General features: G+C 69.1%; 18 protein-coding genes. 4 read left to right on the top strand and 14 right to left on the bottom strand.

Going from position 1 to position 25,692, the window contains the following annotated elements:
- Positions 1-40: 40 nt before the first annotated feature.
- The 3 genes from IP91_RS04085 to IP91_RS04075 form a co-directional block, all read right to left on the bottom strand.
- Positions 41-1,105: a hypothetical protein gene (locus IP91_RS04085; protein WP_145647469.1), complete on the bottom strand. Its 1,065-nt coding sequence runs from the start codon at positions 1,103-1,105 to the stop codon at positions 41-43.
- 104 nt (positions 1,106-1,209) lie between these two features.
- The gene (locus tag IP91_RS04080) at positions 1,210-4,743 is read right to left on the bottom strand and encodes a choice-of-anchor X domain-containing protein (protein ID WP_145647468.1); all 3,534 of its coding nucleotides are present in this window, start codon (positions 4,741-4,743) and stop codon (positions 1,210-1,212) included.
- 93 nt (positions 4,744-4,836) lie between these two features.
- Positions 4,837-5,469 (bottom strand): hypothetical protein, encoded by a 633-nt coding sequence (locus IP91_RS04075; RefSeq protein WP_145647467.1) that lies wholly within the window; start codon positions 5,467-5,469, stop codon positions 4,837-4,839.
- 223 nt (positions 5,470-5,692) lie between these two features.
- On the opposite strand from IP91_RS04075, the gene fliD reads away from it, so the two are divergent.
- Complete coding sequence (gene fliD, locus IP91_RS04070) at positions 5,693-7,045, top strand: flagellar filament capping protein FliD (protein ID WP_145647466.1); 1,353 nt, start codon at positions 5,693-5,695, stop codon at positions 7,043-7,045.
- 23 nt (positions 7,046-7,068) lie between these two features.
- On the opposite strand, the gene IP91_RS04065 is transcribed toward fliD, so the two are convergent.
- Positions 7,069-7,845: an SDR family oxidoreductase gene (locus tag IP91_RS04065; RefSeq protein ID WP_145647465.1), complete on the bottom strand. Its 777-nt coding sequence runs from the start codon at positions 7,843-7,845 to the stop codon at positions 7,069-7,071.
- 109 nt (positions 7,846-7,954) lie between these two features.
- Here IP91_RS04065 and IP91_RS04060 point away from each other — a divergent pair, with 109 nt between their 5' ends.
- A complete protein-coding gene (locus IP91_RS04060; protein ID WP_145647464.1) occupies positions 7,955-8,878 on the top strand; it encodes a LysR family transcriptional regulator in 924 nt (307 codons plus the stop codon).
- A gap of 164 nt (positions 8,879-9,042) precedes the next feature.
- Here the strand turns inward: IP91_RS04060 and IP91_RS04055 are convergent, their stop codons facing one another.
- The 9 genes from IP91_RS04055 to IP91_RS04015 form a co-directional block, all read right to left on the bottom strand.
- The gene (locus tag IP91_RS04055) at positions 9,043-10,722 is read right to left on the bottom strand and encodes a DUF11 domain-containing protein (protein WP_145647463.1); all 1,680 of its coding nucleotides are present in this window, start codon (positions 10,720-10,722) and stop codon (positions 9,043-9,045) included.
- Positions 10,723-10,743: 21 nt separating this feature from the next.
- A complete protein-coding gene (locus tag IP91_RS04050) occupies positions 10,744-15,552 on the bottom strand; it encodes a DUF11 domain-containing protein (protein WP_145647462.1) in 4,809 nt (1,602 codons plus the stop codon).
- Positions 15,553-15,638: 86 nt separating this feature from the next.
- Positions 15,639-16,967, bottom strand: coding sequence for a DUF11 domain-containing protein (locus IP91_RS04045; protein WP_145647461.1), 1,329 nt, complete (start codon positions 16,965-16,967; stop codon positions 15,639-15,641).
- A gap of 35 nt (positions 16,968-17,002) precedes the next feature.
- Positions 17,003-17,491, bottom strand: a complete 489-nt coding sequence (locus tag IP91_RS04040; protein WP_158643075.1) for a DUF11 domain-containing protein — start codon at positions 17,489-17,491, stop codon at positions 17,003-17,005.
- A 274-nt stretch (positions 17,492-17,765) separates the two neighbouring features.
- Complete coding sequence (locus tag IP91_RS04035) at positions 17,766-18,131, bottom strand: response regulator transcription factor (protein WP_145647459.1); 366 nt, start codon at positions 18,129-18,131, stop codon at positions 17,766-17,768.
- Positions 18,128-19,687 (bottom strand): sensor histidine kinase, encoded by a 1,560-nt coding sequence (locus tag IP91_RS04030; protein ID WP_145647458.1) that lies wholly within the window; start codon positions 19,685-19,687, stop codon positions 18,128-18,130. The genes IP91_RS04035 and IP91_RS04030 overlap by 4 nt, the downstream gene beginning before the upstream one ends.
- Before the next feature lie 93 nt (positions 19,688-19,780).
- A complete protein-coding gene (locus tag IP91_RS04025; protein WP_145647457.1) occupies positions 19,781-20,395 on the bottom strand; it encodes a response regulator in 615 nt (204 codons plus the stop codon).
- A gap of 277 nt (positions 20,396-20,672) precedes the next feature.
- Positions 20,673-21,959, bottom strand: coding sequence for a DUF445 domain-containing protein (locus IP91_RS04020; protein ID WP_145647456.1), 1,287 nt, complete (start codon positions 21,957-21,959; stop codon positions 20,673-20,675).
- Positions 21,960-21,996: 37 nt separating this feature from the next.
- Complete coding sequence (locus IP91_RS04015) at positions 21,997-22,326, bottom strand: YkvA family protein (protein WP_199754475.1); 330 nt, start codon at positions 22,324-22,326, stop codon at positions 21,997-21,999.
- Positions 22,327-22,529: 203 nt separating this feature from the next.
- Here IP91_RS04015 and IP91_RS04010 point away from each other — a divergent pair, with 203 nt between their 5' ends.
- Positions 22,530-23,951 carry a GntP family permease gene (locus tag IP91_RS04010; RefSeq protein WP_145647454.1) on the top strand — a complete coding sequence of 474 codons (1,422 nt, stop codon included), beginning with the start codon at positions 22,530-22,532 and terminating at the stop codon, positions 23,949-23,951.
- Positions 23,952-24,065: 114 nt separating this feature from the next.
- On the opposite strand, the gene IP91_RS04005 is transcribed toward IP91_RS04010, so the two are convergent.
- Positions 24,066-24,701, bottom strand: coding sequence for a class I SAM-dependent rRNA methyltransferase (locus IP91_RS04005; protein ID WP_145647453.1), 636 nt, complete (start codon positions 24,699-24,701; stop codon positions 24,066-24,068).
- A 130-nt stretch (positions 24,702-24,831) separates the two neighbouring features.
- Here IP91_RS04005 and IP91_RS04000 point away from each other — a divergent pair, with 130 nt between their 5' ends.
- On the top strand, positions 24,832-25,686 hold the full coding sequence (locus IP91_RS04000; RefSeq protein ID WP_145647452.1) for an STAS domain-containing protein: 855 nt from the start codon (positions 24,832-24,834) through the stop codon (positions 25,684-25,686).
- Positions 25,687-25,692: the final 6 nt, after the last annotated feature.

The raw sequence follows: 25,692 nt of genomic DNA, 5'->3' as shown, positions 1-25,692 counted from the left end.
CGGGCCTCGTTGGTAGGTTGCCAGGAAGGGAGACGGCCGCTCAGCGTGCCTGGGCCTGCACGGCGGCACGCACGCGCTCGCCGTTCAGGGCCATGTCCACGGAGCCCGACTTCATCGGGTTGTCCAGCGCGAAGCTGCCCGGCGCCGTCTGGTGCACCACATCGCGCCAGTGGCGGCCGGACGCCGTCTCGGTAAAGAAGATCACGGCGGTGGGACCGTCGACCAGCACGTAGTCGATCGTGCGCGGCGCCGTCAGGCTGTTGTACAGCGCCAGCCTGCGATCGGGCGGCTGGGCATCGTAGGACGATTTCAGGTCGCTGCGCAGGTCCGGCCGCAGGCAGGCCAGGTAGCGCTCCAGCGCGCCCGGCGCCAGGCCTTCGCGGGAAATGCAGCCGGCGTAGTAGGCCATCAGTGCCGCCGTCGGCCCCGTGCTGGCGGGGCCCGCGACGAGGCGCGCGCGCAGCGCCAGCCGGCCCTGCGCGCCGCCGTCTTCCAGCACCACGGTGCGCAGCGGCAGGCTGGCCAGCGCGGGCGCGGGCTGCACGCCCAGGTTGGCGGTGCGCAGGGCGGACAGCACCAGCGGCACCAGCGAGCCCGGCTCCTGGCTTTCCGAGAACAGCCAGCGTTCGCCGGTCTTGCGGAAGGTGAGCACGCGCCAGTCGCCCGGCGCCTGCGGCTTCAGGGGGATCAGCACGACGCCCGACAGGGGCACGGGTGCCTGCACGGTGAAGGCGCCGAAGCGCTCGAAGGAGGCGAACATGCGCTGGCAGTGGGCCGGCTGGTCGCCCGGGCCCAGGCGGTAGGCGGCGGCATCGACGTAGGTCATCGCGGCATTGCAGTCGCGCGCCCGGACGGCGGCCAGGAAGGCGGTACTGGCCTGCAGCGCGGCGCTGGTGTCGGCACTGCGGGCGGCGAGGGCGGGCTGCGGCAGCAGCAGCTGGGTATCGCCGCGTGCCGGCGTGCCCGGTGCCGGGGCCAGCGTGAGCACGCGTTCGGGCGCGGCGGCCGGCGCGGCGCCCGCATGGCCGGCCATCGCCAGGACCAGCAGGAACAGTGGAACCAGCAGCTGCCGCTGGACGGCAAGGGCATGGGTCGGGTACTTCATCGGCGCTTCCTCCATCTTCCGTTCGGGGCGGCCATCGCCCGCGGCGTGGCCTGCTGCATGGGCTGCTGAATGGACTGCCGCGGGGGCTGCTGCTTCGGTGGCCCTCATCCGCAATTGCCGATGATGCAGAAGCCGCCGAACATCTCGTATTCGACCGACAGCGTGGGCAGCAGCGGCAGCTTGAATTCCAGCGCGGCCTTGACGCCGGCCACCTTGGCAAAGCCGGACATGCCGGCCGTGCAGCTGGCCTGGTTGTAGCCGAGCGAGCCCTGGATCGACAGCGCCACCGGCGTGATCTTCGCGTCGATCGTGGGCGAGCAGTACTGCTGCGTGGCCGTCGAGTCGAAGCAGCCCTGGGCCGCCACCTCGGCCGACAGCGCCGCATTCACTTCCGCGCCCAGCCCGCCGAACGCGCAGTTCTCCGTGCCGCAGGCATCGAGCCGGACGCCGCCCTCGCCGGCGAATTTCAGGTCGCTCGTGATGAACACGCCGGCCAGGAACAGGATGCGCACCTCGATGATCTCGCCGAACACCGTCACGTCCCAGCGCCGGTCGATCATCGTCGGCGGCAGCGGCCAGATCTGCACGCGGCGCAGGCTCACGCCCAGCTCGATGGCGGCCTTGCCTTCCTTCTTGCCCAGCGGGACGCTGTTGCCGGTGGCCGGATCGCAGCAGTCCTTCGCCTTGCCCGAGGCGCTCAGCTTCACTTCCGACAGCGTGATGTTCACGCCGGGGATGCGGTTCAGACCATTCTCCAGCGCGTCCTTCAGCCCGTCCGGCAGGTTGGCGCTGGCGCCCACCGTGGCATCGTCCCGCCAGCTGCTGTCGTACTTGTCGACGGGCGTGCCGTTCTTGCACTCCTTGCACAGGTCGGGCGGGCGCTGGCTGTCGTCCGCGATGCAGCTGGCGCCTTCGCATTTCTTGCAGGTGGGGCAGCTGCCGGCCGAGCCGGAGGTGTTCGGGTCGCCGCCGCAGTGCCAGCCGGCCTTGATGACGCCGGCACCCGGGTCGGAGGTGATGGTGGCGCCATCGGCGCTGACGGTGGCGCTGCCGATCGCCACGAAGCTGGCCAGGTCGTGGTCGTACGAATACATCTCCGTGACGGCACGCGGCGCCAGGCCGTCCACGTTGGGGATGGTCATGCGCGCCGCGGGACTGAAGTGCGTGCCGACGGGCTGGATGGTGACGACGAAGCGGGGCTGCTGGCCGAAGCCGGGCGCCATCGGCACCTTGTCCATGTTGACGGGCGTGACGTGCACGCAGCCGCTGCGCGAGCCGCCCGGGAAGGTGGCCGAGCCGGGCGCGATCTGCAGCGCGAAACCCGGCACTTCCGGCAGCGTGAGCGTGCCGCCGGTCGTCTCGCTCACGCACAGGCGGTTGTTCGGATTGAGCGCCGGCAGGAAGATGGGCATGCCCAGCGTGTTGTTCTGGCCGGAGACGGTGACCATGTCGAAGTCGAGGGTCGGCCACACGCCGTCGCGGGTGGCCGTGCCGCCATCGGCCATCAGCTTGAACACGCCGACAGGCACGCCCGTCATCGTGAACTGGCCCTGGGCGTCGGTGCGCACGGCGGGCGCCATCTCCTGCGGGATATTGCTGCGGTTGCCCTGCGTGATCTGCAGCAGCCGCATCGTCACGCCGGGGATCGGCTGGTTGCTGTTGTCGAGCACCACGCCGCTGATGCGGGTCTGCGCGGCCGGCCCCGGTACCAGGCCGTTCGCCGTGAACGCCGCCGCGAAGCCGCTGCCGCCATTGAAATTGGCTTCCACCACATTGTTGTTGACGCCCTGTTCGGGCCCGAGGAACAGCGTGGCCGCCACCCGGCCATCGCTGTCGCTGGCGGTCTGCCAGGTGGTCGCGCGTGCCGTGCCGAAGCCGCCGCCGCCATCCTTGACGGTGAACGTGACGGGAATGCTGGCGAGGCGGTTGTTGTGATCGTCCGTGACGATGGCGATGAAGGGGAAGGGCAGCGCCTGGCCCACCACGCCCGTCTGGTTGTTGCCCGAATCGACCACCATCAGCCGCGCGCCGCCCGGCGTGCCGGTCGCCACGAGATCGACGGTGGCCTGCGCCGCGGCCGAACTGGCCTCGACCAGGTTGCCGCCGCCGGCGCGGCTGCCGAGCCGGTAGAACGCGCGCGCCTTGCCCTCGCTGTCGCTGTTGACGGCCAGGGCCGACAGCGCCGCGCTTCCCGGCAGCAGGTTCGCGCTCAGCGTGCCGTCCAGCCCCACCACGCGGAACACGACGGGCTTGTTGGCGACGGGCGCACCCTGCGCATCGGTCAGCAGCACCACCAGCGGCGCGGCCAGCACGCCGCCGGCGGCACCGCGCTGGTCGTTGCCGGAGACGAGCTGCAGGCCGCCGGCGGCCAGCCGCGTGACGGTGGCGCTGGTGGTGGCGCGGTTGCCGGCGCGGTCGGTGGCCGTGGCCTGCACCGTGTTGCTGCCGGCGGCCAGCGGCACGTCCTTCGCCACGAAGGTGCGGTTCAGCACCTCGGCGGCGATGCCGTTGACGGTGACCGTGGCCTGCTGCGGATTGACGGTACCCACCACGATGTCGTTGACCATGCCGCTGACGGTCACGCTGGCCGCGCCCGTGGTGCCGCCCGCCGCGGGCGAGTAGATCTCCACCTTCGGCGCGGTGGTGTCCAGCGTCACCAGGATGCTGCTGGTGGTGGTGCTGCCGCCGCTGTTGGTGGCCACCGCCGTGACCGTGTTCGGCCCTTCGTTGAGCGGCACCGACGCATTGAAGTCGGTGCCGCTCAACACGGCGGACACCCCGTTGAGCGTGACCCGCGCGCCCGGATCGCCCACCTTGCCGGAGACGGTGACGACGGGCGTGTTCAGGTAGGCGCCGCCGGCCGGCGATGTAATCTCCACGCTGGTGGCCGTGCCCGTGATCGCCACGCTCACCACGTTCGAATACACGGCCTGTGCGTAGCCGGGGAAGGTGCCGGCCACGCGGTAGCGGAGCGTGCCGGGCGTGTTTTCCAGGACCGTGGCGCCCAGCGAATACAGCTTGTCGCCAGCGGTGGCATCGCCTTCCATGCCGTCGTCATGGAGCGTGCCGGCGGTGGCGATCACGGCGCCGTTCGCATCGATCTTCTGCAGCACAAGCGTGGCCGGCGGGGCCGCCGCTTCGACCGCCACGGTGACCAGGCCGGTGACCGCCGTGCCGGCGGCCGTGCTGCCGATGCTGAACGCCGCCCCGTCCAGGCGCGGTGCGGCCGATGCCGCGTCGACCGTCACGGCGAGCGGGCCGGCCACCGTGCGCCGCGGCTCGTTGCGGTAGGCGGCCGAGACCTGGAAGCGGAGCGTGCCCGCGGCAGTTTCGTTGAGCGGCAGGTCGAGCGTGTAGAGGCCGTCGCCGGCCGTGGCGTCGCCGGCGCGGCCGTCGTCGTGCAGCAGGCCGGCAACGCCCTGCACCGTGCCGTCGGCCTTCAGCCGCTGGACGTTGGCGCTGCCGGCCACGTAGTTCGGATCGGTGATCGTGACGGTGAACTTCACCGTGGCCGGCGTGCCCGCCGTGATGCTGGCCGGGCTCAGGGAAGGCGCACCCAGGCTGCCGGCGCCCGCGCTCCCGCCGCACAGGGCGCCGCTGAGTGCGGCGAGGCACATCGCCAGACGGAAGACTCGCATACCGGACTCCTTCAAGCGCGCCGATGGCGGCGCACAGCGCAAGAACATCGATGGGGAAGGCGCGACAGCCGCGCCTCTGCAAGTTTGCGGCGCTCAGCAGCGGCGCCGGCCGGCACGCCGGCGCATCATGAACACCAGCACGGCGAGGGGCGGCAGCACCAGTGCCAGGCTGCCCGGTTCCGGCACAGCGGCCGCGTCGGCCGTCACGGTCAGGTCGTCCAGCGTGAACGAATTGCCGGACTGCGCGGACCGGAATTCCACGCGCGCGATCAGTTCGCCGGTGCTGGCAAAGCCCAGCAGCTCGTTCGGCGTGCTGCCCGGGTCGCCGGAGCCGCCATCGACATTGCTGATGTAATGCGCCGTGATGGCGGCCAGCAGGTTGCCGGTGCTGCCGTAGGCCAGCATCGACATGCCCTCGGAGTAGGTCACGTAGCCGAACACGCTCAGCACCGGCGCATCGAACAGGACGGCGATCGGGCCGCCATCGTCGAACAGCACGGCGTTGCCGGAACGGGGCGGGAACAGGGCGTCGTTCAATGAAATGCCCGCTTCCAGCACCGTGGCATTGGTGAAGTGCAGGCCGGCGTACTGGTCTGTCAGTACCGTGCCGTCGCCGAGGGTGTCGAAGCGGTAGGTGATGGCCGCGGCGGCGGCGGGACCGGCGACGGCAAGACAGAGCAGGCAGGCCGCGAGCGCGCGCCCGGCCCGCAGGCAGATGGCTTTCATGTGACACCCCGTTTATTGTATGTTGCGAGACTGTCAAGCAAAAGAAATGCCAGTGCGCCAAGTGCTTGATTTGCAAGGACGCCTGGTGGATAGCAATTTGCTAGATGTAAGAAAAGTCGACACCAGCGAGGACGATTCCGATACCGCTGCTTCACGAATGCCGACCGTCAAAGGTCCGGTATGCGGTTCTTTTAGCGGCCTGTTCCGTTAATGGGAAGACAGCATGACGACCGATAATCGGTCCATGAATATCGCCAATTCCCCCATCTCGGCCTACCTGCAGGGTGGCAGCGGACTGCAAGGCACGGCCACCACGAAAAGCGCGTCGGGCACCGCCGCCCGCAGCGCCGGCGTGCAGGTGCTCGATGGCCGCATCGAAAAGGATGCGACGCGGCTCGCCACCCTCGGTGCGCTGTCGACGACCCTCGACGGGCTGCAGGCCACGCTGAAGTCGCTGAAGACGCACGGCATGCAGTTCAGCGCCGCGGCCACCGGCACCGCGGTCGGCGTGACGCTCACCAGCGCCAGTCCGGCCCTGGCGACGCACCAGGTGGAGGTGCAGCAGCTGGCGCAGGCGCAGCAGCTGGTGGCGCCGGCCGTGAAGGACGCATCGGCGCCGCTCGGCACCGGCGCGATCACGGTGATCCGCGTGTCGGTGGGCGACGCGACGAAGACGGTGCGTATCGATGGGGCCAGCAGCAGCCTGGCGGGCATCGCCGACAAGCTGCGGGCGGCCGGCGTGGACGCGGAGGTGGTGCCGGGCGAGAAGGGCTACCAGCTGCGCATGACGGGGCAGACGGGTGCCGCGAATGCGATGCGCATCGAGGTGGCCGGCGACGCCACGCTGGAAGACATGCTGACGTGGCAGCCGCCGGAACCCACGGGACTGAAGCAGACGGCCGGGCCGCGCGATGCGCAGCTGACCGTCGACGGGAAGGCCATCCGGAGCGCCTCCAACACGTTGGCGGGCGCGGTGGCCGGCGTCACGCTGACGCTGAAGGCGCCCGGCAGCAGCACGGTCACGCTCAGCGGCGATGCCGGGGCGATCGGCCGCAACGTGCAGGACTTCGCCGCCGCCGTCAACGGGCTTGGGAAGGGGCTCGCCGCGCTGAAGGGCGAGGATGCGGCGACCAATTCCGTGGTGGGGCAGGTGAGCGCGCAGGTCGCGCGCACGCTGCAGGGGAGCGACACGGCGGCCCTGGCGGCGATCGGGATCACGGTGCGCGGCGGCACGCTGGCCGTCGATGCGGAGCGGCTCGACGCCGCCATCGCCGCCGATCCGCAGGCCGTGATGGACCTGTTTGCCGAACCGGGCAACGGCCTGGCCGACCGGCTGGCGGCCAGCCTCGCGCAGCAGCTGGGCCATGGCGGCGCCGTCGCCACCACCGCCGCGAAAACGCAGGACGAGATCGCGGCGCTGGCCGAACAGCGCGATGCGCTGGCCGCGCTCGACACGGCCGCTGCCGGCACGGCGGCCGGCACGCCGGACTACACCGGTGCCGGCGCGGGCGGCTACACCCTGTCCGGCCTGCTGCAGCAGACGTCGCGGCTGTCGCTGTTCGACTTCATCGTCTGAACGGCTGCGTCGGTCCGTGTAGCCTACGCCGCGAAGCCGCCATCGATGGCCAGGTCCGCACCCGTGACGAAGGCCGCCTCGGGGCTGGCCACCCACGCGATCATGGCCGCCACTTCCTCCGCTTTGCCATGCCGCGGCAGCGCCATCAGGCCGTGCAGCGCGGCCGCGAAGTCCGTGTCGGCCGGATTCATGTCCGTGTCGACGGGGCCGGGCAGCACGTTGTTGACGGTGATGCCGCGCGGGCCCAGGTCGCGTGCCAGGCCTTTCGCCAGTCCCGTCAGGGCCGACTTGCTCATCGCGTAGACGGCGCCGCCCTGGAACGGCATGCGTAGCGCATTCGTGCTGCTCACGTTGACGATGCGGCCGCCTTCGCCCATGTGCGCCGCGGCGGCTTTCGAGGCGACGAAGACCGAGCGCACATTCACGGCCACGGTGTCGTCGAAGTCGGCCAGCGAGAACTGGTCGATGCCGCCCAGGCGCAGGATGCCGGCGTTGTTGACGAGGATGTCGAGGCGGCCGTAGCGGGCCGCGACGCTGTCGATGGCATCGGCCAGGGCAGCTGCATCGGCGGCGTCCGCGCGGATCGCCAGGGCCGTGCCGCCAGCGGCCGTGATGTCGGCCACCAGGGCTTCGGCCGCGGCGGTCGATGCGGCGTAGCCGATGGCGACCGTGGCGCCGTCCGCGGCCAGGCGGCGTGCCGTGGCGGCACCGATGCCGCGCGAACCGCCGTTGATGAAGGCAACCTTGCCGGCCAGGGGCTTGTGCGTGATCTGATTGCCGTTGCTTTGCGTGGTGTTCATGTCGATCTCCTTGCGGTGGTGGGAATGAGGCCAGTATCTTCTTCCGCATTCCATCGCGGTAGCCTGCAAAAAGTGCCAACAGTTTCAACTGTGGGTATAAGATCACGGCATGGAACTGAACAGTTTTCTCGACGCTTTCCTCCAGTCCGCCGATGCCGGCAGCTTCTCCGCCGCCGCCCGGGTGCTGGGATTGACGCCGGCCGCCGTCAGCAAGAACGTCGCGCGACTGGAGGCCGAACTGGGCGTGCGGCTGTTCCAGCGCAGCACGCGCAGCCTGTCCCTGACGACCGAGGGGGCGCGCCTGTACGCCCAGGTGCGGCTGCCATGGCGCGAGATCGGCGACGCGCTGACGGACCTGCGGCAGGGCGCCGGCAAGCCGGCCGGCCCGCTGAAGATCGCGCTGGCGCACACGGTGGGGCGCGAATACATCGTGCCGCTGCTGGCGGAATTCCTGGCCCGGTATCCGGACGTGGTGCCGGACCTGCACTTCGATAACCGGCCGGTGGACGTCGTGGCGCAGGGTCTGGACGCGGCCATCGGCGGCGGGCTGGAACTGACGGAAGGGCTGATCGCGCGGGAGCTGACGCGCGTGAAGATCGTGCTGGTGGCGGCGCCGGCCTATCTCGACCGGCATGCCGCGCCCGTGGCGCCGGCCGACCTGGCACGCCACGACGGCCTGGTGCGCCGCGCGCCGGCCACCGGCCGCGTCACCCCGTGGACACTGCGCGACGCGGCCGGCCAGGAGGTCGTCGCCACGCCGCGCCAGGTCGTCACGATGGACGACCCCGAAGCGCTGGCCCGCGCCGCCGCATCCGGCCTCGGCATCACGCTGCTGCCGCTGCCGCATGTCGGCCCGCTGCTGGCCAATGGCGCGCTGGTGCGCATCCTGCCCGGCTGGCACGCGGAAACCCGGCCCCTGTCGATCTACTACTCGAGCCGCAAGCTGGTGCCCGCCAAGGTGCGCGTCTTCGTCGATTTCATCGTCACGTCCTTCCGCACCGGCGACCTGGCGCGCCACTTCTGGCAAGACTGACCGACGGTCCAGCTCGTGTCCACCCTGGGGTCAACCCCGTTTTCGGACACGAGCCCAGCATCGAGCGCCTGCACCGGTGCTGGCTACGGTACAACCCGTGTCCGGTTTCGGGGTTGACCCCATGGTGGACACGGGCTCGGCAGTTGGCAGTTCTTGGTGGGCGGTCATTGGACCAGCACGTTCAGCGTGACGGTGCCGGAGGCGCCGGGCATCAGGGTGCCGGTGAAGGTCCATTCGACGCCGCCGGTGGCGCCGGCCGCGGGCTTGGCGCTCACGCTGCAGTTGGTGAGGCCGGGGGCGAGGGTGCCGCAGGCGCTGGTGCCGAACACGGTGTAGGCGGGCGTGGCGTCGACGATCTTCAGGTTGGTGATCGTCGTGGTGCCGGCGTTCTGGTACGTGATGGTGTAGGCGATCGTGTTGCCCGGCTGCGCGTTGGCCTTGTCGGCCGCCTTCACCAGCTTGAAGTCGTCGCACGCCTGGCCGATGCCGTTGACGGTGACGATCACCTGGCCCAGCCCCACGCCCAGCAGCTGCAGCAGCGGGTCGACGACGCCGGTGAGTACCTGGCCCAGCACCGGCGACAGCGCGCCCGTGACGATGCCCTTCACCAGGCCCAGCACAGTGTCGGTGACGAGGCCCAGGTTCAGCGTGGGAATGCGCAGGCTGGTGTTGCTCACCAGGCCGTTGACGAGGTTCGTGACGAATGCGGCGCTGGTCGAGACGGTCTTCGTCTGCGGGAAGGTGCCGGACATCGTCACGCTGGCCGCCGACGGTGCCTGGCCGCGCGCCCAGCTCCTGATCTCCAGGTCCAGCAAACCGATGCCGGCCGCGGCGATGGTGCCGATCTTGCCGTAATCGAGGTCGGTGGCGGGATTGATGGTGCGCGAGCGGTTGAAGAACACGTCGTCCGAGATCTTGCCCAGGTAGACGTCCGCCACGCCCGGCAGCGCCTGCAGCGTGACGGCCTTGGCCACCGCGTCGACGGCGGTCAGCGTGCCTTCGCCGCGGGCGATTTCCACGTACACGTCCAGCTGGCCGATGGCGATCTGCGTGTTGCCGAGGAGGGTGGTCAGCACCCCTGTCGCGGGTGCCAGCGTGACGAGGTCCAGCTTCAGCTTGACGCGCACGGCGGCGGTGTGGAACTGCGTGCCGGTCGGGCCGCAGATGTACACGGCCGGCTCGATCACCTGGGTGTACAGCTGCAGGCTGTTGATCACGCCCAGCATGCCCAGCGCGCCGCCGGAGATGCCGACCGGCGTGGGCGTCGTGAGCACGTTGCGGCGGTTGTACAGCTGCACGAGGCCCGTCAGCATGTCCAGCGAATTGATGGTGGTGTTGGCCAGGCTGCCCACGTCGGCCGTGAGCTTGAGCAGGTCGCCCACGCGCACGGTGGCGCCGGCGCCGCCCAGCTGCGAACCGAGGGCGGCCAGCACGCCGGACAGGCTCGTGCTGGCCTGCGCCTGCGCCTGCAGGCCGAGGGCGGCGGTGATCTGCGCCAGCGTGGCATTGGCCGTCAGCGCCTGCGACGGCGAGGAGACATTGGTCTGCGCCTGCAGCTTGGTCAGGAAGCCCAGCAGGTTGACCTCCCCGGTGGCCAGCGTGTTCCAGTCCGCCGCCGTCAGGTTCAGGTTCGTGCCCAGCAGGCCGCCCAGCAGGGGATTGAGCAGTGCGCTCTTCGTCGTGTCGACGCTGGCCAGGCGCGGGCCGGCGGAGATGCAGGCGCCAGTGGTGGTGCAGGCGGCATGCGCGCCCAGGCTGGCGAACAGGCCGCAGGCGAGCAGGAACAGCGCCAGCGAGTGTCGAAGGGATTGCAGCACGGTGCGGCGGAACAGAGTCGTCATCATGTTGGTTCTCGAATCGGTCTTTTAATTGAACGCCTTGGCGGACAGCAGGTTTTCCAGCGTGCGCTCGTCGAACTTCATGCGCAGGCGGACGTAGGCGCCCTTGGCGGTGGCTTCGGCGCCGGCCAGGTCGCGTTCGCGGAAGCCCAGCACGTTGTAGCCGGCCGACACCCACGTGTTCTTCATGACCTGGTAGCCCGCCTCGATGCCGGCGCCGAACTGGCGCGCACGCTGGCCGGCGCTGGCCAGCATCGACACGGTCGCCCCCACGTCCCAGTCGCGGCCCACTTCGTGCATCACGCGGGCGCTGACCAGCTGGGCAAAGGCGCGGCTGGTCAGGCCGGCAGTGCGGTCTTCGGCCTTCTTGGCGGCATAGCGGCCGCTGATCACGGTCTCGCGCTGCGGCTGCCAGTTGGCGTTCACGGCCACCATGTGCACGGCGCGGCGCGCATCGGCCAGGCCGGTGTCCTGCTCCTTGCGGAACTCGTACTTGGCCAGGCCGTTCCAGCCCAGCGATGCCAGCGCGCGGTAGGCCACGCCGCTTTGCAGCAGTTCGTTGCTGCGCGTGCCATTGGTGGAGCGGGTGGCCGACAGCGTGTTCTTGCCCAGGAAGGTCCAGGCATCGGTGATCTTGTACGACAGGCCCAGCGTGTTCAGCAGGCCGTCGCTGTCCTGGCCGTGGCGCAGTTCCAGGCGGGCATTGGCCTTGAAGGCCGGGTCGCGGCTGTATTCGATGGCGCCGGTGGCGGCGATCGATTCGTTGGCGGCGGAACCGGCCAGCACCTGCACGCGCTCGAAGCTCGTCTGGGCGCGCACGCCCTCGGCGATCGTCCACAGGTTGCGCAGGCCGATGGCCGCTTCGGCCTGGCGGTCGGACAGGTCGGAACCGCGCGCGCGGTATTCGGAGAACACGCGGCCGTCCTTCATGTAGTCGCCGTCGATGCCGAACACGGTGGCGTTGCGCTGCACGCCTTCGTTCAGCGCGTAGTTCGAGCCGAGGCTGCTGATCAGCTCATGGCGGCCATAGACGCGCGCCCCGTTGTTGAAGCGGTATTCGCCGCCCAGGGCCGCCATGCGGCGGCCGCTGTCCTTGATGTCCTGCTCGGCTTCGGCAAACACGCTGGCCTGCGGCAGGCCCGGCACCTGGGCCGAGACCTTGGCGCGCACGCTGGTCAGGTCCGGCTGGGCGACCACCGCGTTGGCGGCCGCTTCCTCGCGGGACTTGCGCATGCCGGCCTCGACGCGCACGCCGCCGGAGAAGGTGTAGGCCACGGCAGCCTGCACGCCGTCGCGCGAGGCGCCGGTGGCCACGTCGGCCGTGTGCAGCGCTTCGCCCATCAGCTTCACGTGTTCCGTCACGGCGTAGTTGACGCGCGCACCGGCTTCCACGCGGCCCTTCGGCAGGCTGGCCGACTGGTTGTCGAAGGCGACGTCGGTGCGGCCGGCGAACACGTGGGCTTCCAGCTTGCCGTCGACGCGGGTCGCATCGACGCGGGCGGCGCGGCCCGATTTGTCCAGCTTGTCCATCTGCGCCGCTTCGACGATGACGGTGGTCTTGTCGTCCGGCTTGATGGTGGCGTTCACGCTGGCCAGTTCGGTGGCGGCGATCGGGTTGCGGTCGTTGACATAGCTGCCGCCGATCGCCACGTATTGGTTGAATTCGTACTGGGCTGCCAGGCCGCCGACCCAGAAATTCGGCGCGCCCTGGTCCACTTCGTAGCTGATGCGGATCGAGATCGGGTTCAGGTCCGCGTCCAGGCTGGCGACCGGCGAACGGAACAGGATGCGGCCGGACAGCGGCTCGATGTCGTAGTCGGCATAGCGCACCTGGGTGCGGGACGATACCAGCACGCCTGGCTGGTTGCGGTCGCGCACGATCACTTCCACGCGCTCGCTGTTGATGACCATCACGGCGGCGCCGGTCTGGAACGGGCCGGAGGTGCCGTTGGCGGCGAATTCTTCCACCATCTGGCGGGTGCTGTCATGGCTGGCGAAGGCGTCCACCTGCAGGCCGTTCGCTTCGTAGTGGCCGCGCGCGCCGTTCAGGCTGCGGTTGTAGGCGCCCAGGTTGCGCGCCGGCGTCACGCCCGGCGGCGTGAAGTCGCCATACATCAGCCACGATTTCTGGCGCTCGGCACGCACGTACAGGCGGCTGGTGGACTGGGCATCGAAGCCGCGCCTGGCATCGTCGCCGTAGGTCGGGTAGTAGGCGATCGGGTTCTGGTCGCGGAACAGGGGCGTGGCTTCCTTCTTCTCGGAGTCGTAGGCCATCGTCAGCAGCGTGTCGTGGCCGACGCTGCCCTTCATGAACATAGCGGCTCGGCCGGCAGCCGCCAGTTCCGTGTCGCCATGCGCGCTCGACAGGTTGCGCAGCGAGTCCTCGAACGCGTCGAACGAACGGGCCGGATCGGTGTTGTTGCCGCTGATGCGCGACAGGCTGACGGTACCGTCGATGACGCCGGCGGCCACCAGCGGGCGCAGGTCCGGCACGAAGGTGATGGCGCCCGTCTGCTGCAGGTTGCCGGTGTGGACGACGAGGCGGGCTTCGCCGGCTTCCAGCGACGTGCGCAGCGCGAACTCGGCGCTGCCGCCTTCGATCATGGCCTGCAGGCCGGGATCGCGCGGATCCGGGTCGGCCTGCTGCCACTGGCCCAGCGAGGCTTCCAGCGTGACGGGGGTGCGGGCAGCGACCGGCACGCCGCTGGCGTCTTCCAGGTGCACGCGCACGGTGGCCAGCGTGCGGCCGTCGGCGGCCACGCTGTTCTTCGGCAGTTCCAGGCGGATGCGCGCCAGCGGGCCCGGGGCCACCACGGCGATGCGGCGGGTGCCGCGGGCATTGCCGAACTGGTCGCGCTGTTCCACTTCCAGCACGTTGCGGCCGGCCACCAGCGGCACGCCGATGAATTCCCAGCTCGTCATCTTCTTCGCGGCCACGGTGCTGCGCTGGCCGATGCGGGTGTCCGGCACGGCTGCGCCATTCACGCGCAGGCCGAACGAGACGCCGTCGCCGCCCTTGACGCGCACGGTGGCCTGCGTGCCGGCCATCACGGCGCCATCGGCCAGGTCCACGAAGCCCAGCGTGTTGTCCAGCGTTTCCAGGTCGGCAGCGGTCTTCACGACAGCGGCTGCCTTGGCCGGCGCGGCAACCTGCGCCTTCAGTTCCTGTTCCAGCGCGGTGCGGCGCGCCTTGATGATGTCGTTCACGGCCGCGGCGCAGCCGGCGATGGCGAAATCGGCCTTGGCCAGCTCGCCGTCGCGCAGGTCGACGAAGCGGCTGCCGGCATCGCCCGCATTGCGGTTCGACAGGATGGCCAGTGCGGCACCGGCCGGCAGCGTGGACAGGTCGACCTTGGCCACGTGGGTGCGGGGACGCACTTCGGCAAAGCTGTAGCGGCCCAGCGCATCGGTCACGGCGTAGGTGCCGTCTTCCAGGTAGACGCGCACGCCCGGCACGCCGGCTTCTCCATCGCCGCGCAGGCCGTTGTTATCGCAGTCGGCGAAGATGGTGCCGATGATGTGGCCCTTCTCGGAGAACACGCCCGCTTCGATCTTCACCTTGGCGGCCGCCTCTGCGCTGGCGAGGGCCGGCAGCACGCTGGTGGCGCGGGCGCGGTTGATGCCGTCGCCCTGCAGTGCGCCGGGACCCACGCGCACGCGGTAGCGCAGCACGTTGGTGGTGCCGATGTCCATGTCGCCGCCGGCGAACGTCAGCAGGTGGCCCTGCGCGCCGGCCGGGTCGGCAACCTTCGCGCCGTTCATGCGCACGCTGCCCGGTTCCAGCGTGAAGCCGGCCGGCAGGCGGTCTTCCACGGCCACGCCGGCAATCGCCACCTCGCCGCTGTTGTGGATGCGGATGGTGTAGTCGATGAAGTCGGCGATTTCGGCGGTGGCGCGCGAGGCGGCCTTCTCGAGGTACAGGGCGCCCGGGATGCTGTCGACCGGCAGGTCGATCGCCACGGCGCCGGAGGCCAGGCTGACGGTGAAGCTGCCGCCGAACGAGCCGTACAGGTGGATGTCGCGGCCGGCCGGCAGCGTGCCTGGTGCGAGCTTGCTCGGGAACGTGTAGTTCCTGGGTGCCACGACGTTCAGCTGGTACAGGCTGGGCGCGACGAGGGGGAAGATGTAGCGGCCGTCGGCGTCCGTGGTCACGGTGTTCGGGTACCAGGTGGTGCCGTCCATGGCGACCACCTGGGCCGGGGCGCCCGGATGGCCGCCGTTGCCGTCGCCGGTCACGTCGATCAGCGTCACGATGGCGCCGGCGACTGGCGCGTTGGTGCGGCTGTCGAACACGGTGCCGCTCGGGTCGATCAGTACCGACGCGGTGGCTTCGCCCATGCCGCAGTCCTGCACCGTGGCCATCAGTTCGTCGTCGACGGCCACTTCCAGCATGCCGTCGTTGGCGTTCATGCCGCTGGCGCGGGTATCGGCGACCGGCATCACGACGGAATCGATGCGGAACACGCCCGTATCGGCGGCCGTTTCGGTGGCGCTGTACTGTTCGTTGTCGCCCGTCCTGGTCGACTTGATCTTGATCATCACGGTATCGATGCCCGTGTGATCGGCGTTGCAGGCATTCGCCGACGCCTGCACGTACAGGGCCTTGCCGGCCATTGCCGTGCGGGCCATCGTGCTGTAGGCGTCGGAAGTGAAATAGGTAATGGAGACCGGCTGGCGGGCGCGCACCAGGTTCGACTGGGCGCTGCCACTGTTGCCGTTGACATCCGTCCAGGTGACGCTGGCCTGGTTCCGGATCGCCGCCGTTGCGGACTGGCCGAACACGGCCGACAGCACGCAGAGCAGGGCGAAAACGATGCGAACGAAGCAGGTTGTCATGGCCGGATCTCGAAATTCAGGATGCAGGAGTCCCTTCTGCCGCGCCGGTGGGCGCGGCAGGCAGGTCGTTACTGTGGAGGCTGGGATTACGGGTTGATGCGCACGCCGAAGGACATGGTGCTCGACTCGCCGGTGTGCAGCGTGCCGACGTTGGCCTGCAGGGTGGTCACCGGACCGGTCAGCGGCAGGACGATGGCGCCCAGCGTGGCCGCCAGTGCGTTCGTCGTGTGGTACGTCGTGTTGGCAGGAACATCATCCTTGATCACGACGGCGCCCACATCGGTGCCGCCGGCATTGGTGGCAGTGATCTGGTAGCGGATGCAGGCGCCCGGGATCGCGCCGGTGGTGATCGGTGCGTTGCTGTAGGCCGTGTCGGCCACGCCGTTGCAGTCCGCGTCCAGCGCCTGCACCTTCGTCAGCGTCAGCTGGTTGCCGGCGGCGGCGATGGTGATCGCGTTGTGGATCTTGTCCGTCACGCCGGAGGTTGGCGACATCACGCGGAAGTACAGGTCCGTGGTGCCCAGCGCGGAGCCGGCCGGCACGAACACGTCGGCAAACACCTGCACGCTGCTGTTGGCGGCGACGGTGGCGTTGGTGATCACGTTGCCGGCGGCATCCTTGAACACGACGGTCCAGCCGGTGGGCAGCGTCAGGTTGGCGAAGGTGCCGTCGACGGCGGCCTGCAGGTTGAACGTGTCCGGGCTGCCGCCGCTGTTGTTCAGCACCAGCGTGTAGCGCGTGGTGCCGCCCGGTGCGACGGTGTTCGTCACCACGGCGGAGGCTTCCAGGCCGGCGCCGGCACCCGGTGCACCCACACCGGCCGTGTTGGCGGTGATGTCGATGTGCGCGGCCGACGCGGCGGTGGTCGTGTCCACGCTGGTGGCCGTCACGGTGTTCGTGAAGCCGCTGGTGGCGGTGACGGTGATCGTGTTGGTGGTGCCGTTGGCCGGTGCGGCCGGCAGCGTGCCCACGGCCACGAACTTGAACGTGGCGCCGGTGGCCAGCGGGCCGGTGGTGGTGACCGGGGTGGCGTTGTCGGCCACGCCGTCGCCGTTCGCATCGGCGTAGAACACCACGTTCGTCATCGAGAACGTGCCGGTATTGGCGGCGGCCAGCGCGAACGTGTCGGTGCCGTTGCCGGTGTTGGTCACGCTGTGGGCGTAGACGACCTGGGTGCCGGCCGAGGCGTTCTTCGCGGTACCGGCCGGCATCGTCAGGCTGGCGACCTGCTGGACGGTGGTGACGACCGTGTTCGACGTGGTCGTGTGCGAACCCAGCGTCGAATCGAGGTAGGTGGCGGTGGCCGTGTTGCTGATGGTCGTGCCGGCGGCGGTCGCGGCGTTGGCGCCATTGGCGGCGGCGGCGAAGATCGTCGCGGCGAGCACCAGGCGGGTCGGGAGTTTCAAGGCTTGCATGGTCGGATTCCTTTATGAAGAACGGAACGGGTGGATCAGGAACGGTCGCCGGCGCCGTTCAGGCGCATGCGGGATTTGACGGTGGTGGTCTGGCCGGCACGCAGCTCGCCGATGGTCCAGCGCAGGAAGCGGTACTCGGCCGGCGGCACGGTTTCGGTGACGCGGCGGCCTTCGCGCAGGACGGTGCGCTGCAGCGGCACCGGCGCGAATTCCTTGCCGTCCAGGCTGGCCATCACGGCGGCCGGGGCGGCGGTATCGGGGATGTAGGCCATGCCGGCAGCGGGCACCGGCAGCGTGGCGATCACCTGGCGCGCGGCTTCGGCGCCGCGGTTGCGGTAGGCGACCTGGTATTCGATCGTGTCGCCCGGCTTGGCTTCGGTGGTCGGCACCAGCTCGACGCCCTTGGCGGTGGTGACCACCTTGAAGGCCTGCATGGTGACGTCGACAGCGCTATCGGCCGCGAAGGCGGCGACGCCGGCGAACTGTGCGAGGCAGAAGAAAACAGCGAGAAGGAAGCGTTGCATGACAGCTCTCTCAAAGTGCCAGCCCATTGTCCTGGGCAGTAAAGGAGAGATCCGGTATCACTTTTACTGATTTGGATCACGAACGAATCGTATCACTTTTACTGATTTCCGCAATGCATTATCTGTTTCACTGTCGCGTCTGGCTGACGGCATAGCGATAATGAATGCCTATAAGTCAAGCCAAAGAGACGTTGCGGACAGGATGGCCAGCCCGTGTCCTGGAGCCTGGCACGGTGCCGGTGCCCTGGACACGGGCCGGGCGGGAGGGAGGCTGTCAGCCGAGGAGTTCGGCGACGGTGTCGTACAGGTGTTCGGGGCTGAAGGGTTTGACCACGTAGCGGTCGGCGCCGCTGGCAAGGCCTGCTTCGATGTCGCTCTGCTGGCCGCAGGCGGAGAGGAGGATGATGCGGATGGCGGCGGTGGCCGGCGAAGCCTTCAGCTCGCGGCACAGGTCCAGGCCGTTCTCGCCCGGCCCCAGCATCACGTCCAGCACCAGCACGGCCGGCACTTCCGCCAGCATGCGTTCCACCGCGCTGGCGGCATCGGGCACGCAGTCGATGCGGCCCAGCGGCGCCAGGGTCAGCATCGCCAGCAGCCGCAGCTCTTCCAGGTCGTCGACGATCAGGATGAACGGTCTCATGGCGCGGCCGGCAGGATGAGGGTGACGGTGGTGCCGTCCTGCGGCGCCGATTCCATCTGCACGGTGCCGCCATGCAGTTCGACGATCTCCTTGACGATCGCCAGTCCCAGCCCGCTGCCGACGACATCGCGCTTGGTGCCGGTGCGGTAGAACGGATCGAACACGTGGGCCTGCTGCTCGGGCGTCATGCCGATGCCGCTGTCGCGCACGCGGAAGGCGATGGCGGGGCGGCCGGCCCATTGCGTGGCCGTGAGGAACAGCGCGATGGGCGCATCCGGCGCGGAGTACTTGATGGCGTTGCTCACCAGGTTCAGCAGCGCCTGCTGCAGCTTGGCCTTGTCGGCCAGCACCGGCGGCAGCGCGGGCGCCACGTCCACGCTGATGCGCGCGCCTTCGGCCAGGCCGTCCAGGCCGGCCAGCGTTTCGCTCACGAGGGCGGCCGCATCGCGCGGCGCGATGTCGAACGCGGCGCTGCCGCCCGATTCGATGCGCGCCAGGTCCAGCATCTCGTTGATCAGGGCGACGAGGCGGGTGGCCTGCGTGTGCACGATGCCGATGAACTCGCGCATGCTGTCCTGCGTGAAGTCGCGCTTGAGCAGCAGCTCGGTGAAGCCCAGCACGCTGGCCATCGGCGTGCGCAGTTCGTGCGTGGCGGTGGTGAAGTACTTGCGGCGCCGTTCGTCCGTGGCCCGTTCGCGGCGTTCGTTCTCGCGGCGCGGCGTGACGTCGCGCACGATCACGGCGTACTGGCGCGCGCCGGCGATCTGCAGGCAGCTGACGGAGAATTCGGCCGAGAAGGTATTGCCGTCGACGCGGCGGCCGGTGGCCTGCAGCTGGTTGGCGTAGCCGTTGTCGAGCTGCTCGCAGAAGGGCGCCAGTTCGGTGGCCAGCAGGTGGTTGGCGGACAGCCCGGCCATCTTGCCCGGCGCGGCGCGGAACAGGCGCTCGGCGGCGGGATTGGCGGAGATCACGTCGCCTTCGCCATCGAGCAGCACCACGCCTTCCGGCATCTGGTTCAGCAGGCGCGTCATCGACAGCTCGTTCTGCTGCTGTTCGCGCAGCGAGCGCTTCAGCGCGCCGGCCGCCACTTCGCTTTCCACCATGGCGGCCAGGTCGATCAGCGTGGCGCGCTGCGCGGCATCGAGCCGGCGCACGCGCGTATCGAGCAGGCACAGCGTGCCGATATTGCTGCCGTTGGGGGCCTTGACGGGTACGCCGGCGTAGAAGCGCAGGTGCTCCGCGCCGGGCAGGGTCAGGCAGTTGGCGAGGCGTTCATCGGTGGCGGGATTGGCCACCATCACGTCGTCCTGCAGGATGGTGTAGGTGCAGATGGACTGGGCGCGTGCCGTTTCGGTGATGTCCGTGCCGCTGCGCGCCTTGAACCACTGGCGGTCCTGGTCGATCAGGCTGAAGGTGGCGACGGGGACGTCGAAGAGGCGCGCCGCCAGCCGCGTGATGCGGTCGAAGCGCTCCTCGGGCGCCGTATCGAGCAGCGCGAGAGACCGGAGAGTGCGCAGCCGTTGCGCCTCGTCCTTGGGTAGTGGAATGTCCAGCATGTGGGCCTCTTGTTTTACGCAATGCGCTTGCGTCCTTCTTCACGGAACCGGCGCTCAACGCACCCGGCTCTCGCTACACGGGCCCCGTGCCGTTCAGTTTTCCTGCAGCGCCTCCTCCACGGCGGCGCGCAGTCGCTCGAACGGCACCGGCTTCGGAAGCACCAGTATATCGGACGGCAACGACATCGACGTTATTGTCGAACTCTCAATACCACTTACGACGATCACACGTATGTTAGCAAACTCCGCGTTTGCGCGTAACGTTTCGATCATCCGGAACCCGTCCATGCCCGGCATGTGCAGGTCGGTGATCAGGACGGCGGGGCGGACACGGCCGATTTCCAGCAGCGCTTCGAAGCCGTCATGGGCCTTGACGATGTCCATCGGCAGGTCCCAGCCGGCCAGTTCCAGCTCGTACAGGCGCAGCATGGCGGGCTCGTCGTCCACCACCAGCACGCGGCTGGGGGCCGCGGGGGCGGGCGTGCCGGACTTGGCGGCCATGGCCAGCTCGCGTTCCTGCACCAGGCGCTCGACGGAATCCTTGATGATGCGGCGGTGCCCGCCGGCCGTCTTCCAGGCCTGCAGCACGCCGCTTTCCACCCACAGCTGCACGGTGCGGTGGGCAACGCCCAGCAGCTTGGCGGCTTCCTTGGTGGAATAAAAGTCCCCGCTGTCGTTACGGGTCTGGCCGGTGTTATCGATCGTCATTAATGGTTTCAATTGAAACGCCGTGGCATGCGCAGCGCGGGGTATTCGGTGAACCTGCCCGCCGGTTGTCCGACGAAGGGGTCAGATGCCTGGCGGCGTGTGGAAATTGGTGAGAATTATAAGCCAGCGCCTTCCGGTTACAACGGCAGAGCGGCATTTATTTTACTGGAGGATACCATGGGCACGATTTTGTTGCTAAATTGCACTAAGCATGGTGGATAATTCAATCCTGCAAATGTAATGCGGCCCGCTGCCCGGGCCGTTGGGCCCGGAAGGCCTAGAACGCTTGCGTCAGGGCGTGGATCAGCAGGCCCACCAGGCCGCCCACGATCGTGCCGTTGATGCGGATGAACTGCAGGTCGCGGCCGATGGCCAGCTCGATGCGGTCGCTCATCTCCTCGCGCGTCCAGCGTGCCAGCTGGCGCTCGATGAACTTGCCCACCTCGCCCCGATAGCGCCGCACCAGCGCCGTGCCGCCCGCTTCGATGGCGCCATTGACCCAGTCGCGCACGGCGCCAGGCTCGGCCAGTACGCGGCCGCCGTCCTGCACCGCGCTGCCGATGAAGGCCTGCACCGCCGGATCGCCGCCCTGGAGTGCCGCGCCCAGGCGTTCGCGGATGCCGCCCCACAGCCCGCCCAGCGCCGCCTGCAGGTCCGCGTTCTCCAGCGCGCCCTGCTGGTAGCGCGCCACGCCGGCCTGCCACGCCGGATCGGACTGCAGGCGCCGCGCGCTGTCGGCGATCCAGTCGCCCACCTTCGCGCGCAGCGCATGGTCGCGGTTCATGCGGATCTCGACCGCCTGTTCGCGCAGGCCGTCGATGGCCTTCGGCGCGTAGCCCAGCACCATCGTGCGGATCATCGGATTGTCGATGGCGAAGCAGCGCAGGATGAATTCGCCGATCGTGTCGTGGTTGCCTTCGTCGCCCAGCCACGTGATGAGTTTTTCCAGCACGTTGTCCAGCACCTGCTGCGGCATGCCGTTGCCGACCAGCGTTTCCAGGTAGCCGCCGGCCAGGCGGGACAGGTCCAGCTTCGCCAGTTCGGCGCCGGCGAATTCACGCACCACGGCGCGCATGCGCTCGTCGTCCACCCGTTCCAGCGCACGCGCCAGCACGCTGGCCAGCACCTTGCCCGCGCCCGCCGCGTTCTCCGGCACCTGCAGCCATTGGCCGGCACGGCCCGCCAGGTCGGCACCCTTGAGCTGCGCGGCCACGCCGTCTTCCGTCACCAGGTGGTTCTCGACGAAGGCGCCGAGGTTGCTGCCGATGGTCTCCTTGCTGTTCGGGATGATGGCCGTATGCCACAGCGGGATGCCGAGCGGATGGCGGAACAGGGCGACGACGGCGAACCAGTCGGCCATCGCGCCGATCATGGCCGCCTCGGCGAATGCCGCCACGTAGCCCCAGGCCGGATGCTGGTCGCGCAGCGCGCGCGCCACGGCGAACAGCACGGCCGCCAGCAGCAGCAGGCCGACGGCCATGCGCTGCATCGCGCGCAGGCGGCCCCGCTTGAAGGTGTCCTCGGCCTGGTCCAGCTGGCGGACGATGTCCGTGTCGTGTTTCATCGATACCTCAAAAAATCGCAATACGGGGCGCCGGCCGTCAGATCCAGCCGAACCAGGCGTTCATCTTTTCCGACGCCTGCTCCTTCACGTCGTCCGTGATGTGCATCGAGACGGTGGCCAGCGCCGCGGCCAGCGCGGCCAGGTCGTCGCTGTAGCCCACCACGGGCAGGAAGTCGGGCACCGCGTCGAACGGCAGCACGAAGTAGGCGAGGGCGCCGTAGATCGCCGCGCGGGCCCAGGGCGGCGTCTCGGGACGCTGCGCGGCAAAGTACAGCCACAGCGCCTTCTCGATCACCTCGCGGCCGGCGGTCCTGGCGAAACCCTTCACCTTGGCCCAGAAACTGTTGTCGTCGAATTCGTTCGTCATGATGTGCTCTCACCTGGAGGGACGGATTCTAGCAACTGGCGCCCGATGGCGAAAGCGCCGCGCAACAGGACACCCCTTCCGACCGCCATCTTCCGCCATGCAAGCCGTGGCTGCCGGTTCACCGCTGCGCACGGACCGGGAAGTTTTCGCTAGCATGCAGGGGCGCATGCCGACTAACTTTCCATCACCCGTGAAGGCACTCCATGGCATTCCTGATCGTCCTCGCCGCCCTCGGCTTCCTGATGTTCGCCGCCTACCGCGGCTACAGCGTGATCCTGTTCGCCCCCATCGCCGCGCTGGCGGCCGTGCTGCTGACGGAGCCGGCCGCCGTCGCCCCGGTCTTTTCCGGCATCTTCATGGAAAAGATGGTGGGCTTCGTGAAGCTGTATTTCCCCGTGTTCCTGCTCGGCGCCGTGTTCGGCAAGCTGGTCGAACTGGCCGGCTTTTCCGAATCGATCGTGCATGCGGCGATCCGCTACATCGGCCGCACGCGCGCCAATGCGGTGATCGTGGCCGTGTGCGCGCTGCTCACGTATGGCGGGGTGTCGCTGTTCGTGGTGGTGTTTGCCGTCTACCCGTTCGCCGCGGAGCTGTACCGGCAGAGCGGCATCCCGAAGCGGCTGATGCCGGGCGCGATCGCGCTGGGCGCGTTCTCGTTCACGATGGACACCTTGCCCGGCACGCCGCAGATCCAGAACATCATTCCCACCACGTTCTTCCAGACCACCGGCTGGGCCGCGCCGTGGCTGGGCGTGATCGGCTCGATTGCCACGGTCGTCGTGGGACTGGGGTATCTGGAGTGGCGCCGCAGGTCCGTGATGGCGAGCGGCGAAGGCTATGGCGTCGATGACGACAAGCCGCGCGCCGTGGTGGCCGGTGCAGCAACCGGTGGCGCGCCGGCTGCCTTGCCGCATCCGCTGCTGTCGTTGGCACCGCTGGTGCTGGTGGGCGTCGCCAACTTCCTGCTCACCGCCGCCATTGCGAAGTGGTACGGCACCAGCTACACGCTGAACTCGGAACTGCTGCCCGGCCTGCGCGCGCCGGTCGACATGCCGATCAAGCCGCTGATCGGCATCTGGGCGGTGGAAGGCGCGCTGCTGCTCGGGATCCTGCTGGTGTGCGCCACGGCGTTCGGCCGCATCCGCGCCTCGTTCGCCGAAGGCACCAAGGCCGCGGTCGGCGGCGCGCTGCTGGCGGCCATGAACACCGCCTCCGAGTACGGCTTCGGCGGCGTGATCGCCGCGCTGCCGGGCTTCATCGCCGTCAGCGAATCGCTGCGCAGGATTCCCGATCCGCTGGTGAATGCGGCGATCTCGGTGACCACGCTGTCCGGCATCACCGGCTCCGCCTCCGGCGGCATGAGCATCGCGCTGGCGGCCATGTCGGACAGCTTCATCGCCGCCTGCCAGGCCGCCGGCATCCCGCTCGAGGTGCTGCACCGCGTGGTGTCGATGGCCAGCGGCGGCATGGACACGCTGCCGCACAACGGCGCCGTGATCACGCTGCTGGCCGTCACGGGCCTGACGCACCGCCAGTCGTACCGCGACATCTTCGGCATCACCATCATCAAGACCTTGGCCGTGTTCTTCGTCATCGCCGTGTACTACCTGACCGGCATCGTCTAGGCCGTCCCGCCGCCGTTCCACAGCCCAGGCCGTGTCACATGGGGTCAGGCACCGTGACACAGGCTCGGCAGTCACAGCGCGGCGGGCGGCAGTGAGCCATCGGATCGTGAACGTTCAGCGGGGATAGGTGAACCCGGTGCGGATGTCCATCGGCACGAGCCGGCCCGCGTCCCTCACCATCAGCCGGCTCGGCGGCTCGTCGCCGGCCAGCGCACCGGGCGTGTTGGGCAGGCCTTCGCCCTTGCGCAGCAGGAGGTCGCAGCGTTCGTAGACGTTGCGACAGCCGGTGGCGGCCAGCAGCGCCTGCACGACGGGCACCTTCCACAGGTCGACGCCGCCGGCATTGAACTGGCAGACGAGGAAGCCGTCCTTGCCGCCGTAGCTGTGCACCAGCAGTCCCGGCAGGCCGTCCTTCTCGCCATCGACCAGCAGGAACAGCGCCTGCGGATCGGCGGCGCGCAATGCCTCGCCGCGGCGCGCCACGGCGGCCTGCACGCGGCGCTTCATCATCGCGTGATCGATCGGCTCGTCCTCGCGCAGCGTCCACACGCGTGCGGCAATCTGGGACTTGGCGTTGTACGCGGCGCGGGCCAGGAACTGCCGCGCCGAGGACTGCACGATCGCCGTCGCGCCCGGCCTGTTGCGCTCCTGCGGCTTGCCGTCGACCTTCTCGATGGCGGAGGCGTAGATCCACGGGTCGCCGGCCAGCAGGCCTTTTTCCTTACCCTGTTTGATGGTGATGATGAGCATGTGCGGCTTTCGGTTGCAGGACCGGGATGATACCCCATGTGCCACCGGCTCCCGGGCCGCAGGCGGCCGTCACCCGGCGTCGCGCCGTTGGAGTACAATCGGTCCACACACTTCCTTTCTGATCGGGCCTATGAACACTGCAAGTCTGGGCCTCATCGCTCAACTCCTCCATCAACACGAAGCGCCGCTGCTGGACGCGTGGCAAACGCATCTGCTGTCGCAGGCGGTGCGGCGCAACAGTGCCGGCGAAGCGGCCGGCAAGGCGCAGGCGCAGCGGCTGCTGCAGGCGTTCGCGGCCGCGGCCACCACCGGCAGCGGCGACCTGGCCGGCCCCGCCTGGAGCGAGGTGCGCCGGCAGCTCGACGAACTGTCCACCGCGCGCGCACGGCAGGGTTTCTCCAGTACCGAAACGGCGCTGTTCATGTTCTCGCTGAAGGCGCCCCTGTTTGCGCTGCTGCGCGAGGCCGAGGTGCCCGCCGCCCTGATGGCGGACGCCACCATCGATGCGGGCCTGCTGATCGACTGGCTCGGCCTGTACACGATCGAACGCTTCCAGGCCGTGCGCGAGCAGATCATCCTGCGCCAGCAGCACGAGCTGCTGGAGCTGTCCACGCCGGTGGTGGAACTGTGGGAAGGCGTGCTGACGATCCCGCTGATCGGCGCCCTCGACAGCGCACGCACCCAGGTCGTCATGGACAACCTGCTGCAGAAGATCGGCGACACGGGCGCGGGCGTCGTCATCATCGACATCACCGGCGTGCCGACGGTCGATACGCTGGTGGCCCAGCATCTGCTCAAGACGGTGGCGGCGGCGCGCCTGATGGGCACCAGCTGCATCATTTCCGGCATCCGCCCGCATATCGCGCAGACCATCGTGCACCTGGGCGTGGACCTGGAAGACATCGTCACGAAGGCCACGCTGGCCGATGCGCTGCGCGTGGCCCTGCGCGGCCTCGCCACGCAGATCGTCGAGCAGCCTTCATGATGCCTG

This window comes from Pseudoduganella lurida, from assembly GCF_007830455.1.
In the GTDB taxonomy this organism is placed as follows: domain Bacteria; phylum Pseudomonadota; class Gammaproteobacteria; order Burkholderiales; family Burkholderiaceae_D; genus Rugamonas; species Rugamonas lurida.
This window is presented reverse-complemented; position numbering and strand designations above follow the sequence as displayed.

Excerpts from the sequence above, each read along its gene's own strand:
- IP91_RS04085 (WP_145647469.1), bottom strand. The coding sequence starts at position 1,105 with ATGAAGTACCCGACCCATGCCCTTGCCGTCCAGCGGCAGCTGCTGGTT.
- IP91_RS04080 (WP_145647468.1), bottom strand. The coding sequence starts at position 4,743 with ATGCGAGTCTTCCGTCTGGCGATGTGCCTCGCCGCACTCAGCGGCGCC.
- IP91_RS04075 (WP_145647467.1), bottom strand. The coding sequence starts at position 5,469 with ATGAAAGCCATCTGCCTGCGGGCCGGGCGCGCGCTCGCGGCCTGCCTG.
- fliD (WP_145647466.1), top strand. The coding sequence starts at position 5,693 with ATGACGACCGATAATCGGTCCATGAATATCGCCAATTCCCCCATCTCG.
- IP91_RS04065 (WP_145647465.1), bottom strand. The coding sequence starts at position 7,845 with ATGAACACCACGCAAAGCAACGGCAATCAGATCACGCACAAGCCCCTG.
- IP91_RS04060 (WP_145647464.1), top strand. The coding sequence starts at position 7,955 with ATGGAACTGAACAGTTTTCTCGACGCTTTCCTCCAGTCCGCCGATGCC.
- IP91_RS04055 (WP_145647463.1), bottom strand. The coding sequence starts at position 10,722 with ATGATGACGACTCTGTTCCGCCGCACCGTGCTGCAATCCCTTCGACAC.
- IP91_RS04050 (WP_145647462.1), bottom strand. The coding sequence starts at position 15,552 with ATGACAACCTGCTTCGTTCGCATCGTTTTCGCCCTGCTCTGCGTGCTG.
- IP91_RS04045 (WP_145647461.1), bottom strand. The coding sequence starts at position 16,967 with ATGCAAGCCTTGAAACTCCCGACCCGCCTGGTGCTCGCCGCGACGATC.
- IP91_RS04040 (WP_158643075.1), bottom strand. The coding sequence starts at position 17,491 with ATGCAACGCTTCCTTCTCGCTGTTTTCTTCTGCCTCGCACAGTTCGCC.
- IP91_RS04035 (WP_145647459.1), bottom strand. The coding sequence starts at position 18,131 with ATGAGACCGTTCATCCTGATCGTCGACGACCTGGAAGAGCTGCGGCTG.
- IP91_RS04030 (WP_145647458.1), bottom strand. The coding sequence starts at position 19,687 with ATGCTGGACATTCCACTACCCAAGGACGAGGCGCAACGGCTGCGCACT.
- IP91_RS04025 (WP_145647457.1), bottom strand. The coding sequence starts at position 20,395 with ATGACGATCGATAACACCGGCCAGACCCGTAACGACAGCGGGGACTTT.
- IP91_RS04020 (WP_145647456.1), bottom strand. The coding sequence starts at position 21,959 with ATGAAACACGACACGGACATCGTCCGCCAGCTGGACCAGGCCGAGGAC.
- IP91_RS04015 (WP_199754475.1), bottom strand. The coding sequence starts at position 22,326 with ATGACGAACGAATTCGACGACAACAGTTTCTGGGCCAAGGTGAAGGGT.
- IP91_RS04010 (WP_145647454.1), top strand. The coding sequence starts at position 22,530 with ATGGCATTCCTGATCGTCCTCGCCGCCCTCGGCTTCCTGATGTTCGCC.
- IP91_RS04005 (WP_145647453.1), bottom strand. The coding sequence starts at position 24,701 with ATGCTCATCATCACCATCAAACAGGGTAAGGAAAAAGGCCTGCTGGCC.
- IP91_RS04000 (WP_145647452.1), top strand. The coding sequence starts at position 24,832 with ATGAACACTGCAAGTCTGGGCCTCATCGCTCAACTCCTCCATCAACAC.